At 60.4% G+C, this 14,160-nt stretch carries 15 protein-coding genes; 12 read left to right on the plus strand and 3 right to left on the minus strand.

Features of this window, described 5'->3' with window-relative positions:
* Positions 1–88 precede the first annotated feature (88 nt).
* Complete coding sequence (locus CS390_RS08970) at positions 89–490, plus strand: hypothetical protein (RefSeq protein WP_065759522.1); 402 nt, start codon at positions 89–91, stop codon at positions 488–490.
* A gap of 113 nt (positions 491–603) precedes the next feature.
* Complete coding sequence (locus tag CS390_RS08975; RefSeq protein ID WP_099774086.1) at positions 604–2,397, plus strand: diguanylate cyclase; 1,794 nt, start codon at positions 604–606, stop codon at positions 2,395–2,397.
* A gap of 35 nt (positions 2,398–2,432) precedes the next feature.
* On the opposite strand, the gene CS390_RS08980 is transcribed toward CS390_RS08975, so the two are convergent.
* A complete protein-coding gene (locus CS390_RS08980) occupies positions 2,433–3,203 on the minus strand; it encodes a phytanoyl-CoA dioxygenase family protein (RefSeq protein WP_099774087.1) in 771 nt (256 codons plus the stop codon).
* Positions 3,204–3,337: 134 nt separating this feature from the next.
* On the minus strand, positions 3,338–4,228 hold the full coding sequence (locus tag CS390_RS08985; RefSeq protein WP_099774088.1) for a helix-turn-helix domain-containing protein: 891 nt from the start codon (positions 4,226–4,228) through the stop codon (positions 3,338–3,340).
* 299 nt (positions 4,229–4,527) lie between these two features.
* On the opposite strand from CS390_RS08985, the gene CS390_RS08990 reads away from it, so the two are divergent.
* From CS390_RS08990 to CS390_RS09035, 10 genes are all read left to right on the plus strand, one after another.
* Positions 4,528–5,361: an SDR family NAD(P)-dependent oxidoreductase gene (locus CS390_RS08990; RefSeq protein WP_099774089.1), complete on the plus strand. Its 834-nt coding sequence runs from the start codon at positions 4,528–4,530 to the stop codon at positions 5,359–5,361.
* 80 nt (positions 5,362–5,441) lie between these two features.
* Positions 5,442–7,190, plus strand: a complete 1,749-nt coding sequence (locus tag CS390_RS08995; RefSeq protein WP_099774090.1) for an FAD-dependent oxidoreductase — start codon at positions 5,442–5,444, stop codon at positions 7,188–7,190.
* On the plus strand, positions 7,190–7,522 hold the full coding sequence (locus tag CS390_RS09000) for an NIPSNAP family protein (protein WP_099774091.1): 333 nt from the start codon (positions 7,190–7,192) through the stop codon (positions 7,520–7,522). Before CS390_RS08995 ends, CS390_RS09000 begins: the two co-directional genes overlap by 1 nt.
* A gap of 96 nt (positions 7,523–7,618) precedes the next feature.
* Entirely contained in the window at positions 7,619–8,977 is a 1,359-nt protein-coding gene (locus tag CS390_RS09005) for an aromatic acid/H+ symport family MFS transporter (protein WP_099776599.1), read from the plus strand.
* Between the two features lie 107 nt (positions 8,978–9,084).
* Positions 9,085–9,324 carry a Pathogenicity locus gene (locus CS390_RS09010; protein WP_065759514.1) on the plus strand — a complete coding sequence of 80 codons (240 nt, stop codon included), beginning with the start codon at positions 9,085–9,087 and terminating at the stop codon, positions 9,322–9,324.
* A gap of 86 nt (positions 9,325–9,410) precedes the next feature.
* The gene (locus tag CS390_RS09015) at positions 9,411–9,962 is read left to right on the plus strand and encodes a hydrolase (RefSeq protein ID WP_099774092.1); all 552 of its coding nucleotides are present in this window, start codon (positions 9,411–9,413) and stop codon (positions 9,960–9,962) included.
* 63 nt (positions 9,963–10,025) lie between these two features.
* The gene (locus CS390_RS09020) at positions 10,026–10,520 is read left to right on the plus strand and encodes a DUF1543 domain-containing protein (protein WP_099774093.1); all 495 of its coding nucleotides are present in this window, start codon (positions 10,026–10,028) and stop codon (positions 10,518–10,520) included.
* An 83-nt stretch (positions 10,521–10,603) separates the two neighbouring features.
* Positions 10,604–11,278, plus strand: a complete 675-nt coding sequence (locus CS390_RS09025) for a hypothetical protein (RefSeq protein WP_099774094.1) — start codon at positions 10,604–10,606, stop codon at positions 11,276–11,278.
* A gap of 29 nt (positions 11,279–11,307) precedes the next feature.
* On the plus strand, positions 11,308–12,390 hold the full coding sequence (locus CS390_RS09030) for a DUF1615 domain-containing protein (protein WP_099774095.1): 1,083 nt from the start codon (positions 11,308–11,310) through the stop codon (positions 12,388–12,390).
* 105 nt (positions 12,391–12,495) lie between these two features.
* The gene (locus tag CS390_RS09035) at positions 12,496–12,942 is read left to right on the plus strand and encodes a hypothetical protein (protein ID WP_099774096.1); all 447 of its coding nucleotides are present in this window, start codon (positions 12,496–12,498) and stop codon (positions 12,940–12,942) included.
* 51 nt (positions 12,943–12,993) lie between these two features.
* Here the strand turns inward: CS390_RS09035 and pbpG are convergent, their stop codons facing one another.
* The gene (gene pbpG / locus CS390_RS09040) at positions 12,994–13,917 is read right to left on the minus strand and encodes a D-alanyl-D-alanine endopeptidase (protein ID WP_099774097.1); all 924 of its coding nucleotides are present in this window, start codon (positions 13,915–13,917) and stop codon (positions 12,994–12,996) included.
* Between the last annotated feature and the right edge of the window lie 243 nt (positions 13,918–14,160).

A 14,160-nucleotide genomic window follows, 5' to 3' on the forward strand; every position in this document is an offset into this window, starting at 1 on the left:
TCGCAGTCAGTGTAGTTCGCGTGAACAGGGTGGCGTCCGATCAGGTGTCATAGGCAAAGGAAGCTGCGCATGGCTATGATTGAACGCCATGACAGCCTCTTTTCCGATCCGCCAACCCTGTCCACCCGGTGCCTGCGACTGTGACCGCGAACAGTTGCTGGACAGCCCTGGTGCCGATCAGCGCATCCTGCTCCTGACCCGCCAGGAGGAGAAGCGCCTGCTCGAGCGCCTGGAAAACCTTGAAAGCCTCGCTGACCTTGAGCGAATGAAGCGGCGCATGCATGAACAACTGGGCATCCGTCTGGATATTGCCCCGGGCTTCAATGAAGTGCGTACCATGCGCGGCATCGGTATTCATATCGGTGCGCAAACCGGGTTGTGCCGTAAGACTCGTCAATCGATTCCTGCCGCTATCCGCCGGGCATTGGAGCGTCGACCCGAGATTGCCTATGAGTTGCTCAATGCCCACGACCTTCTGCGTGATGCTTGAGGTGCCCGTGGGTCACTGAATTGGCTCGGCAAGACGTGCAAGCAAAAAGCCATTCCTTTGGATATGCGGTATAAATTGTGCTCGCCGTTTCGGCAGTATCGACAGAGCTGAACATGCTGAGTCATCTGAAATCCCAAGCGCTTGGCCTGTGCAGACCCGCAAATGCGCCAGGTACGTTGCCGGACAAGCGTTTTGACAGTCTTCTACGTATTGCCCGCGGCCATTTTGGGGTTGTCGATGCCTTGTTCCTGCCTGAAGCGGTAAGCGAGTTGTGGGCGGATACGCATGAGGGCAGGGCGCTGTCAGGGCTGCCTGATGTGTTTTCCTTGGGTCGATACTTTTCCGCGCATGATGAGGTGTTGGTCATCCCCGATACCGTTGCAGACGGGCGTTTTCGCAGGCCATTGCACGACACCTGCAACCGGCCGGTGCGTTTTCTGGCCGGCTGCCGGGTCATCACCCCTGCGGCAGAGTCGGTTGGTTTTTTTTGCCTGCTTGATGATGCCCCTCGGGACATGACTGAAGAGGACCAGGCATTTCTGCGCGACCTGGCCCGTTTGGCTGCCGAGATCATCGAACGTGATGGCACACAGGCCCGCCTGGAGGAAGAGGTCAACACCCTGCGTGAAGGCGAGCGCCGCATGACGCTGGCGATCGCCGGTAGCGGAACCGGTATTTGGGATCGTGACATTCAGGCCGGTGAAATCTATTACTCCGCGGGCTGGAAGGCCATTCTGGGCTATACCGATGCCGAGATTTCCAATCGTATTGAAGACAGTTACACGCGTATCCACCCGGATGACGTCGATTACGTAAGGGCTGCCATTCGCGCGCACTTTGACCAACAGACAGCAAACTACGAAGTCGAACACCGTATTCGCTGCAAGGATGGCCGCTACAAATGGATTTCCAGTCGGGGCCGGGTGGTCAGCCGCGACGCGGACGGTACACCGCTACGAATGATCGGAACCACCACTGACATTTCAGCCATCCGTGGCATGTCGGAGCGGTTGCAGCAGACGGTCGACCTGCTCACCAACCTGACCAATGAAGTGCCCGGGCTGGTCTTCCAGTACCAACGCACGCCCGCAGGCGACTCGTCGTTCTCTTATGCCAGTGCCGGTATTCAGGACATGTATGAGCTGACGCCGGAGCAGGTCGCCACCAACGATGCGCCCGTCAATCGGCTCATTCATCCCGATGACCTTCCGGGTTACCGGATGTCGTTTGATGTGTCGGCAGCAAGCCTGACACCGTGGCATTTCGAGTACCGCGTCTGGTTGCCCCGGCAAGGCTTGCGCTGGCGCCAAGGTGATGCCCGGCCTGTTCGGCTAGCGGATGGCAGCACCCTCTGGCATGGATTCATCACCGATATTACCGAGCGTAAGCGGATCGAGGCAGAACTTCATGAGTTCGCCACCGTGGACTTTCTGATCCAACTGCCCAACCGCCGGCATTTCATGATGCAGATCGAGGCTGAGTTGATGAAGGTGCAGCGTGCCCTTGACCGTCGCTCGGCCGTGTTGATGTGTGACCTTGATCATTTCAAATTGATCAACGATCAATGGGGGCATGCTGTCGGCGATCAGGCGCTCAGGCATTTTGCAGCCATCGTGCGGGATCAGCTCAGCGAATGGGACCTGGTGGGCCGCGTGGGGGGTGAGGAATTCGCCGTTGTGCTGAGTGGCAAGGACATCGCACAGGCAAGCGCTTTTGCTCAGCAATTGCAGCAGCGTATTACCGAGGTCCCATTGCGGGTTGGCGACCAGCGCATCCCTCTGACCGTCAGCGTGGGGGTTTCGGCCATCATGGCCAGTGACACCAGTGCCGATGCCGCGCTGTCACGGAGCGATGAGGCGTTGTACCGGGCGAAGAAAAACGGCCGCAATCGTATCGAGTGCTATTGACCGGTGCGCGGGTTGCGCAGGTAAACGCCAGCGGCTCAGTCGTACTCGGCTTCTTCATGTTCGCCCAGCAGGCGCCGTTGCCGTGGTGTGGCCGCGTCCACGACTGCAGGGTTGAAGCGCCAGTACAGGTAGGGTGAAAACTTCTGGGCCACCATGCGTCGGCCATAATGCACCTGCAGCAGGTAGCGGGTGCGGTCGAGCGTGCGGTTGTCGCTGCCCGCGTGCCACAGCTCGCTGCGAAACATCAGCACGTCCCCGGCCTCGCACAGCACCGGCTGTGCCGGTTGGCCTTGCCACTCATTTTCACCTGCCGCCGGTGGTCGCCCGGCGCGGTGGCTTCCCGGTATTACACGCGTGGGGCTGAGGTCGGCATCGATCGTGTCCAGGTACAGATGTGCGGTACAGATCTGCATTGGCAACTCGAATGCAGGGTCGGCCAGCAGGCTTTGCGGCAGGGCCATGGCCAGGTAGTCCAGGTGCAGTGCAGCGCCGATGAAGCCAGGGTGGCAGCGCCAGGCGGTCTGGCCAATGATGTGACAGTCCTCGCCCAAGGCTGCTTCGGCCAGTTCGATAACCCCGCTCAGGTCGAGAAACGGCAACCACAGTGGGTCGCGGTTGAACACGCATTTGTAATGTTCAAGCAGGCCGCTGTAATCCCAGTGTTGGGGCTTGAGATTATCGATTGCAGCACGCAGGGTGGCGATTTGCGCAGCGTTCAGCACGCCGGGCAGCAGGACGAGGCCGTCTCGGTGCAAGGCTGCCAGGCGGCTGGCGGTCTGTGTCGGCAAGCGATCGGTGGTGGCCATGGCGCGTCCCCGTGTAGCGCGGAAAGCACCCCTTCATACTGGCACCCTGTACGGTGCTGCGCCAGGCGCATCCACACTACACTGAGAGGACCGTTGATTCAGAACGATAGGCGCTGTGAGCGTGGCAGGTGGCATCAAGGCCCTGTCGGTGTTTGCGCCTGGCTGCGGAACTCTCTGGGGCTGGACTGGACGTGTTTGCGGAAGAACCTGCTGAAGTAGCCGACATCGGTGAAGCCCAGGCCGTGTGCGATCTGCTTCACGCTCTGACTGGAATGGGCCAGCTCGCGTTTGGCTTCGAGCACCAACCGAGCATTGATTACGGTCATTGGTGTCATCCCCAGTTGCTCCTGGCACAGTCGACCGAGGGTAGCCGCGGTGACGCCGAGTTCATCGGCGTAATCGTTGAGCGAGCGATGCTGGCGAAAGTGCACGTCTACCAGCTCACGAAAGCTGGTCACTTGCTGGCTGCGACGGGTGTTAGCGGTTGCGGGTGAAGGATCGCCTACCGCGCTGAAACGCATGAACTGGATCACCAGGGCCAGCAGCAGCGACATGCTGCAGGCGACATGCTCGCGGGCGCGATTATGGTACTCCTCGTACAAGGCCAGGCACAGCGGGAGGAGTGGGTCTTGCGCTGGTGACCAGTGCGGGATGGCTATCACCTGTGGTTTGAGCAGTTGCGGTAACAGCGTCGGGCATAGCATGCGGGTGATGCTCTCCAACGGGTGTTGCACGGCCGTTATAACATGCCCCTCGACCGCCCCGGCCCAAGAGAAACCATGCACGATCTGCGTGGGGATGAACAGTATGCAGGGGGCCTGGACGCTGACTTTGACATTGTCCAGCAGGACTTCACCGGCGCCGCTCTGCAGGTAGAGGATCTGCAGCAGACCCTCGTGGCGATGCGCTGAGATTTCCCAGTCGTGGGCGCCGGAGCGCTTGGAAATCGACTCCACATGCAAGGATTCATGCCATGCCGGCTGAGGTGATTCACCGTAGAGGGCGTAGTTGGGGATCTTGTTCATTGTTGTTATGAGTACTCTCGACCGTCAGGTCCTCGGTACTTTTACCCTAACCAACCTTCAGGGCATCAGGCAACTCTGTCTGCCAGGTGCAGCATCAGGCCGGGTGCGGGTGCGCAATTGTCGAAAAAGTCTGGTTGGTTGTGGGTTTTGTCCATTCTGACCAAGCACCTGATGCCCCTATGCTCTGGCTCACGTGAAGGAGCTGCCTGGCTTCCCTTTCGCGTCAGTCGCGGCCCGGTGCCGCGTAACGATGGCGGCTTGCTGCGCCGCCGCGCCTTCGAGACATGCTGGAGAGCGTCATGAATAACAATAATCAAGCGAGCAACTGGTTGGGCCTGAAGTCCGCCGTCTGTGTGATCACCGGCGCTGCCGGCGGCATAGGTGCGGCCATCGCCAGTGCGTTGGTGGAGCAACAGGCCCAGGTGGTGTTGCTCGATCGCGATGCCGACGGCTGCCAGGCTCTGGCGGCCTCGTTGTCCGAAACGTCTGCCACTGAGGTGGAGGCTCTGAACTGCGATATCGCCGACTCGCAGAGTGTGCAGCGTGCCGCCGACTGGGTCAGCGAGCGCTTTGGGAGTTGTGACGTGCTGATCAACAATGCCAGTGTGCTGCAACCCGGCAGCCTTGCAGACATCAGCCTGGCGAGCTGGAATCGGTTGCTGGAGGTCAACCTCACCGGTTACCTGTTGTGCTCCCAGGCGTTCGGGCGGCTGATGCTGGCCAATCAGGCGGGCAGCCTCGTTCATATCTCCTCGATCGCCGCTCATTTTCCGCAGACCCACAGTGGAGCCTACAGTGCAGCGAAGGCCGGGGTGAGTATGCTTTCACGGCAGCTTGCCGCCGAGTGGGGGCCGCAGGGTATTCGCAGTAATGCGATCTGCCCTGGGCTGATTCACACGCCGCTGTCTGCAGCGTTCTACGCCGATCCCAAGGTCGAGCAGCAGCGTAAGGCGATGACGGCCAATCAGCGTATTGGCCAGCCCAGCGATATTGCCAATGCCGCGCTGTTTCTCGCCAGCCCACGGGCCAACTATGTCAATGCTACCGAGCTGACCGTCGACGGCGGCCTTGAAAGCATGTTGATGGCGTTGATTCCGCGTCCCGGTTACGAATCCCCGGCCACCCGCCGCTAGCCCAGTCGAGCCTGCAACGTTGCGCACCTCAGTGCGCGGCGGGCGCTTGCCTGCGGGACATGAACACGGAGATAACGACAATGACACGAATGAGTTCGACGGCGACACAGACCTGCGATGTGCTGGTGATCGGCGCGGGTGCGGGTGGCCTGGCCACTGCGATTGTCGCCAAGAAACAGGGCCTGGATGTGATCGTAGTGGAGAAGGAGGCCTTCTTCGGCGGCACCACGGCGTTTTCCGGTGGTGTGTTGTGGGTACCCTGTAACCCGCAGGCCAGTGCCAGTGGTATCCAGGATAGCCGCGAAGCTGCGCGGACTTACCTGCGCAATGAAACCGGCGATTATTTTGACGCCGAGGCGGTTGACGCCTTCCTCGACAATGCAACGGCCATGGTGTCGTTTTTCGAGCGTGAGACGGCCGTCAAATTCGTGCCGACGCTGTACCCAGACTATCACCCTGACGTGGCTGGAGGGGTCGATATCGGTCGTTCGATCCTGGCCGCGCCTTTTGATATCCGTCAGCTTGGGGCCGACATGGCCAGATTGCGTCCGCCGCTGAAGACCATCACGTTCATTGGCATGATGTTCAATTCCTCGAACGCCGACCTGAAGCATTTTTTCAATGCCACCAAGTCGCTGACCTCGTTCATCTATGTGGCCAGGCGTCTGGCAACGCACATCAAAGAGCTGCTGTTGTACCGTCGCGGCATCAACGTCACCAGCGGCAACGCCCTGGCGGCGCGTCTGGCCAAGTCCGCGCTGGACTTGGGTATACCCATCCATACACAGACTGCTGCGCGCCAACTGTTGCAGGAGCGGGGGCGGGTGAGTGGCGCGCTGCTTAACAGCGTGCACGGTGAGTGGCGTATTGATGCGCGGTGTGGAGTAGTGCTGGCCGGCGGTGGCTTTTCACATGACCTGCAGCGCCTCAAGCAGGCCTACCCTCACGTCAAACGTGGCAGCGAGCACTTTTCGCCAGTGCCAAGTGGCAACACTGGCGATGGTGCGCGCATGGCCGAAGCGGTCGGTGGCCAGCTTGAGATTCGCTTCAAGGATGCCGCCGCCTGGATGCCCGTGTCCAAGGTACCTATGGGCGATGGCAGGTTCACCGCGTTCCCGCACCTGCTCGATCGCTACAAGCCTGGGGTCATCGGTGTGCTGCGCAACGGTCAGCGCTTTACCAACGAGTCCAATTCCTACCATGACGTCGGCGCGGCGCTCATACGCGCCTGTGCGGATGAGCGTGAAACGGCCATGTGGTTGGTCTGTGATGCTCACGCCATGGCCAAGTATGGCCTCGGTTATGCCAAACCTGCGCCGATGCCACTTGGCTCTCTACTGCGCAATGGCTACCTGCTCAAGGGGGACAGCCTGGCTGAATTGGCCCGCCAGGCGGGTATCGAAGCTGCTGGGCTGGAGCAGACGGTGAGGCAGTACAACCTCGGCGCGGAACAGGGCGAAGACCGCGAGTTCGGCCGCGGCAGCACCTGCTTCAACCGCTACCTGGCGGACCCACAGCATCAGCCGAATCCGTGCGTGGCGCCGATCGGTAAAGGTCCGTACTACGCGGTGAAGGTCATCATGGGTGACCTGGGTACGTTTGACGGGATCAAGACCAGCGTTGTGGGTGAAGTGCTCAACGAGACAGGCGCAGCCATTCCCGGGCTGTATGCCGTCGGCAATGACCGCGCGAGCATCATGGGCGGCAACTACCCGGGCGCAGGCATTACCTTGGGGCCGATCATGACCTTTGGCTACATCACCGCTCAGCACCTGGCGCAGAGCTTCAGGCCGCAGGCGGACAAACCCTCACAACAGGAGGTTGCATGATGAACCACAAAGCCATCGTCGATCACCGCATCTACACCATCAAGCCTCGCGGTATGGCCGAGTTCATCGAGGTATTCGAACGTCTGGCCATGCCTGTTCTGCTCAAACACCTGGGGGCACCTCTGGCGTTCTACAGCAGTTGCATCGGGCCGCTTAATCAAGTGGTGCATCTATGGGGTTATGACAGCCTGGATGACTTCGAGAAACGTAGTGCGGCGCGTGACCGTGACGAGACGTTCGCGGCTTATCTACAGGCATCGGCGCACCTGATCGTGGCTCAGGAGACACGCATCATCAAGCCCGTGCATTTCCAGAGCCTCAACCTGTTGTAACCAGGCCAACAATGCCGTGCGAATCGCTTCAACAATAAAAAAGCGGGTGCCGCAGCATGGCTGTCGAGCACCCCTACAAAAATAGAGGTGAACGTGGTGGATAAAGTTCAAGCAATAGACGTGCGTGAATTGATCAACAACCGGCCCGTCGGGGCTTATCAAAAGTGGGTGGTTTTTCTTGGCTTCCTGATCATCGCCCTGGATGGCTTTGATGTGGCGATCATGGGGTTTATCGCCCCACAATTGAAAATGGACTGGGGCCTCAGTCATCAGGACCTGGGCCCGGTACTGAGTGCCGCGCTGATTGGTCTGGCATTGGGGGCGCTGGTGGCCGGGCCTTTGGCTGATCGCTATGGGCGCAAGATTGTGCTGGTGGTGAGCGTGTTCTTCTTCGGTCTATGGACACTGGCCACGGCCTTTTCCCCTGACCTGACCAGCATGGTGATCCTGCGCTTTCTGACGGGGCTCGGGTTGGGTGCAGCGATGCCCAATGCCTGTACGCTGGTTTCCGAGTTTGCCCCGGATCGCAAGCGCTCGTTCATGATTACCCTGGCGTTCTGCGGCTTCTCCTTTGGCGCTGCCGCAGGCGGCTTTGTCTCTGCCTGGATGATTCCCAACTTCGGCTGGCAAAGCATGCTTGTACTCGGCGGTGTCGCGCCGTTGCTGGTGGCACCGCTGCTGTTCTTCAAGCTGCCAGAATCGGTGACGTTCCTGGTGATCAAGCAGGCACCACAGGCGCACATTCGTCGCATTGTCGACAAACTGGCGCCTGGCGTAGCCAGCGCCAGCTCAACCTTCTGCCTGCCGAAGGCTGCGATCGTGAATGCCAGTGCTCCACAGATCGTACTGTCGGCACAGTACCGCTTCAGTACCCTGATGTTATGGAGCGGTTACTTTCTCGGTCTGTTTCTGGTCTACCTGTTCAGCAGTTGGTTGCCGACGCTGGTCAAGGAGGGTGGCGGTTACAGCGTGGCCGACGCAGCCATCGTTACGGCGATGTTCCAGATCGGCGGCCCCGTGGGTTCCCTTGTGCTGGGTTGGGCGATGGACCGCTGGAGCAAATACGGGGTGTTGATCTTCAACTATCTGGCCGGCGGCCTGGTGATTTTCGCCATCGGTCAGACCATGCAGCACTTTGCGTTGATGTGCGCCGCAGCGTGGATGGCGGGGTTCTGCTTCAACGGCGGCAGTGTTGGCCAGAACGCCCTGGCCGCGTCGATCTACCCGACTGAAGCGCGCGCAACCGGCGCCAGCTGGATGAGTGGTGTGGGTCGCTTTGGTGCCATCCTCAGTGCCTTTGCCGGGGCGCAGATGCTTAGCCTGGGCTGGTCGTTCGCGCAGGTGTTCAGCGTACTGGCGATTCCGGCGTTGCTGACGGCCTTGACTACCTATGCTCAGGGGCGGCGCGCAGCGGCTCTGGCCCGGCCCGGGGCTGTGCGACTGTCGCCCCTCTGAAACGATGCTGCTACTGGCTGTTCAGCCACTGGTGCAGGCCCCGCAGAGACGCTTAGACTTGTGCTTTACCGCGCAGCCATCGGCTGCGCACTCACAGGGAGGTGAATATGGCGTTTCCACACGATGAGCGCGCTGCGCTGCTGGATGTAAAGGGCGTTGGCCCCACCGTGGTCGACCGGTTGGAGCAGTTGGGTTTTAACTCGCTGGCTCAGCTGAGCGAGGCCAACGCGCTGGATATCGTTACCCAGGCGGCGGCATTGGTGGGTTCCAGTTGCTGGAAGAACAGCCCGCAGGCGCGAGCGGCGATCGCAGCGGCGATTGCCCGGGCGAAGGCAGTGCAGGGCTGAGCGGTTTGCGCTGCTTGCGGGCAGGCATTGACGACGCAACGCACCTGCGCGAGGCTTGCGGCCATATTGGACAGAGGGTTCACACGATGTTGATCGACGCCACCCAGGCCACGCTGCTGGTCATTGATGTTCAGGAAAAACTCATCGGCGCGGTGACTGACCCGGCGGGCACCGTGGCCCGTACCCGCTGGTTGCTGGCTGCCACCGGTGAACTTGGCTTGCCGGTGGTGTTCTCCGAGCAGTACCCCAAAGGCCTGGGCTCGACGCTGGCGGCACTCAAAGAGGCGGCACGCAATGCCGAGGTGGTCGAGAAACTGCATTTTTCCTGCGTGGCCGCCAACTGCCTGCCGGCCAGCCTGCTCGCCCGTGATCAGGTCATTGTCTGCGGTATGGAGACCCATATCTGCGTACTGCAAACCGTCCTGCACCTGTGCGAGGCGGGTAAGCAGGTGTTTGTCGTCGAGGATGCCTGCGACTGCCGTAGCCCACTAAGCCAGGCTGCCGGTGTGCAGCGTATGCGTGATGCCGGGGCGCAGATCGTCACCCGTGAAATGGTGCTGTTCGAGTTGCTGGGCAGCGCCGGCCACGAGCAGTTCCGGCACATCAGTAAAACCTACCTGGTGGGCGAGCAGCCCTGAAACCGAGGCCCTTGCGTTGCAGGTGTCGTCTATAGCACCTGCCATTCTCGAGTAGGGAACGCCATGTTGTTTGTTGTCATGCTGGGGGGCAAGCACCCCGGCGCCAAGATCGAAGTCCACGATGTGGTTTTCGCTGTTGCCCCAAGCCTGGAGGCGGCTTATCCGCAATTGCGCGAGCAGTGGTTCGGCAGCCCCAAGGGCTTGCATATCGACTCCTGGCTTGAGGTTGATGGGGCTGAGGGGTATGTGTTGCACTGGTCCGACCTGCAGCCAGCTGCGGGTGATCCACGCTTGTACTTCATCAACCTTGGGGGTTATGAGCCGGGCAGTTTTGGCGAGGCTCATCGCTACCTGCTGGTGGTCGCGTGCAGTCCGGCGGAGGCCAGGCTCAAAGGCAAATTGCAGATGGCCCGAGACTGGCTCAAGCCGCATACCGATGCCGTGCTGGATGTCGATGACTGTATCGCGATTGATCAGGTGGGTGGACGCTACGTGCAATTGGTCGCGGGCGAACATGCACCCATTGCGCAGTTCAGCGATTACATCATTCTCTCCTGACGTGCCTGTGAGGTATGGCTGTGGCCTATTGATCTGAATTAGAGTGCGCGTTTTTCCACCCTCGATTTCTACAGGATGTTCCGATGAACACGCGTGCCCTCGTTTCCTTTTGCTCGACCCTGGCGTTGAGCAGCGTTGCGCTGTTGGCCCAGGCACAGGCCCAGGCAACGGTGGCTCAGGTCTTCAATGGCGAGATGCTGGGCAGCAGCCTGGGCTATTTTGAATCGGTTGCAGGTGTTGCCCAGGCTTCGGATGGCGATACCCACAGCTACCGCGTGCAAGGGTGCGAGGTTACCGCAACGGCAGCGGGCGGGAAGGTCAGTGCATTGCGCCTGGCGTTGTCGCCTACCTGCAAGGCTGACTTGAGCAGCTTTATCGGTACTTTTGCTCCGCCGGGCAATGAACCGTTGACGTTCGGTGCGCTTAACCGCTCTACAGGTGGCCCGATGGCGTTTTATGCAGACTGCCTGGACCTGTGTGGTAACGCCTATGATCCGTCGGTCTATGCCCTTTGGGAGGGGCCACATGCGGTCAACTTCACGCAAGTGATGCTGGAAGTGGTATTGGCGGGTGATCAGGCGGTCAACGCGGCCTACAACTGGCGTGACGCGATCAGCAAGGCCAAGGGGGACGACTTCGTGGTCGATACCCGCTTCAACTGCGAGCGTACGTTCGACCCGGCGGCGATGCATCATTTCCAGGGTGTGGAGGTGACGGCCGTGACCATTGGTAGTGGGCTGAGCACGCCCGGCTGCTGAAACCACGGCGGTATCCTTGCGGGTGGTCCATGACTTCACTTCGATTGCTGTTGTGCCTTGCTGTGTTGCTCGTGCTGGCCGGTTGCGCCTCACCGCGCACCACCCAGCCTGCCAGCCCTGCCGAGTTGCGGGCTCAGATCGCTCGCCTGTTGCCGGCCAACCTCGCCGATCGCCAGGGTTGGGCGAAGGATATTCAAGTTGCCTTTACCCACCAGGGCATTGCCGCAACCCGCGACAACCTGTGTGCTGCGCTGGCGGTCACTGAACAGGAGTCCACCTTCCAGGCCGACCCCAGCGTGCCAGGTCTGGGGCGCATCGCCCGTGAAGAAATCGACCGTCGTGCCGCCAGGCTGCATGTCCCGCAGTTTCTGGTCAATGCGGCGCTCAATACCCGTTCACCGAGTGGCAAGAGCTACAGCGAGCGCCTGGAAACGGTGCGCAGCGAGCGGCAGTTGAGTGCAATCTTCGATGACCTGATCAGCACCGTGCCCATGGGGCGCACACTGCTTGGCGGTCTCAATCCGGTGCGCACCGGCGGGCCGATGCAGGTGAGCATCGCCTTTGCCGAACGCCATGCCAAGGGTTACCCCTACACGTACACCGGCACGATCCGACAGGAAGTGTTCAGTCGCCGTGGTGGGCTGTATTTCGGGATTGCTCATTTGCTCGCTTATCCGGCGAACTATGATCGGCAACTGTACCGTTTCGCTGATTTCAATGCCGGTTGGTACGCCAGCCGTAATGCGGCGTTTCAGCATGCCGTCAGCCGGGCATCAGGTGTCAGTCTGGCGCTCGATGGCGACCTGATCGCCCCGGGTGCGATTCTGCCGGGAGCGACAGAGCGGGCCGTGAGGCAGTTGGGTGATGCGCTGGACATGCGCAACCCAGCGATCCGCAGTCAGTTGGAGGAAGGCGACAGCCTGGCATTTGAAAGCACTCGCCTGTATCGACGCGTGTATGCCCTTGCCGAGCAGCACGAGGGCAAGCCACTACCCCGTGCGCTGCTCCCGGGGATTGTGCTGGAAAGCCCGAAGATTACCCGCACGCTGACCACCGCCTGGTTTGCCAACCGGGTCGAAGCGCGTTACCAGCGTTGCATGCAGCGTGGTTAGGGGGACCACCGCCAGTGTCGGTACGGGCAAAGCCAGGCGGGCTAAAGGTTTGACCCGTGCGGTCGATAGGCTGACTAACGTAAATACCATCAGGACGATAAGCACATGGTCGGAATCAATACGCTGGCGGCCGGCATCAGCATCAACGGCAGCCCAAGTGCAACCAATGTCAATGGCGTCAGTATCAATGGCGCGGCGCCTGCCGAGGCGACAGCTACAAGCGGCGTCAAGGCCGACCTTTCCCAGGTGCGGGAGAATGGCGAGGCCAAGGCCAGTGGTGCCAGCACAAGCGACAGTGAGCCAGCACACATCAAGCAGTTGCGTGAGCAGATAGAGCGGCTACAAAAGCAGTTGGCCGAACAGCAGAAGCAATTGCAGAAAGCGATGGCCAGTAAGCAGGAGGAGACAGCCAAGGCGGCTGCGGTGATGGCCGCCCAAAGCGCCGTTTCAAGCACCATGGCCGCTATTCAGGTCGCGACCAGTGCCTTGCTCGAAGCCCTGACCACCAGCGGAGGCAGCAGTTCGGGTTCGCTGGTCAGTACCAGCGCCTGATACTGGCCTTGGGGCCTGCCATGTACAACACCAGGCAGGCCCTGTAACCCTTCAGTCGGCGACTGGCCGGTTCTGGGTCCGCTCTGACTTGTAGCGCATCGCCACGGCTGGCGCTGCGCTTGCCTTGCCGGTTTCCATCCACTGGCGCAGGCGGCTGGCGTCGGCAAAGTGGGTGTATTTGCCAAAGGCGTCGAGAATGACCATGGCCACTTGCCGGTCAGCCATGCGCGTCAGCAGCACCAGGCAATGTCCCGCCTCATTGGTGAAGCCGGTCTTGGTCAGCTTGATGTCCCAATCACTCTTGTTGACCAAGTGGTCGGTGTTACGAAAGCCCAAGGTGTATTTGGGTTTGCGGAACGCCACGGTCTTCTCGCGTGTGGTGCTCAACTCGCTCAGCATCGGGTAGTTGCGCGCGGCCAGCAGCAGCTTGCTCAGGTCGCGGGCGGTCGATACGTTGTACATCGACAAACCGGTCGGTTCGACATACCGCGTGTGGGTCATGCCCAGTGCGCGGGCCTTGCTGTTCATGGCCTTGATGAACGCATCGTAGCCGCCGGGGTAGTGGTGCGCCAAGGTTGCCGCCGCGCGGTTTTCCGAGGACATCAGGGTAATGAGCAGCATCTCTCGACGGTTCAGCTCACTGCCGAGTTTGACCCTGGAAAAGACGCCCTTCATTTCCTTGGTCTGCGCAATCGTGACGGGGATCACCTCGTCCATGCGCTGCTTGGCGTCGAGGACTACCATCGCGGTCATCAACTTGGTGACCGATGCGATCGGTCGCACGACGTCGGCCTTGTTGGCGTACAGCACCTGGTTGGTCTGCACGTCGATCAACAGAGCACTGCCGGATGCCAGGCGCAGCTTGGAAGGGTCACGTTGAACTTGCGCGGGTGGTTGGGCAACAGCATTCGACGAGACTGCGGCGGTACCTGTGAGCAATAGCAGCAGACTTAAAATCGAAAGAGAGGTTTTCACGTTGGCGCTCACTAAATGTTGGTATGTCGTTGGCTGTGCAAAGGTTTTCGGTAAAAAACCGTTACATTTTAGGAGTATGGCTCAGGGGCTGTCGATTGCCCCGGAATCATTAGGCCAAAAATGAAACAAATTTAACCTTGTCCCATGCGTGTACCTATCAGCCGCGTCTCCAGCTTCCCGACTTCCGACCAACCTGCTGATGAGCTGAGTCAGCGTGCGTAGGTAGAGCGTAGTACGGAGGCA

It is taken from the genome of Pseudomonas sp. HLS-6, assembly GCF_002753995.1.
GTDB classification, from domain to species: Bacteria; Pseudomonadota; Gammaproteobacteria; order Pseudomonadales; family Pseudomonadaceae; genus Aquipseudomonas; species Aquipseudomonas defluvii.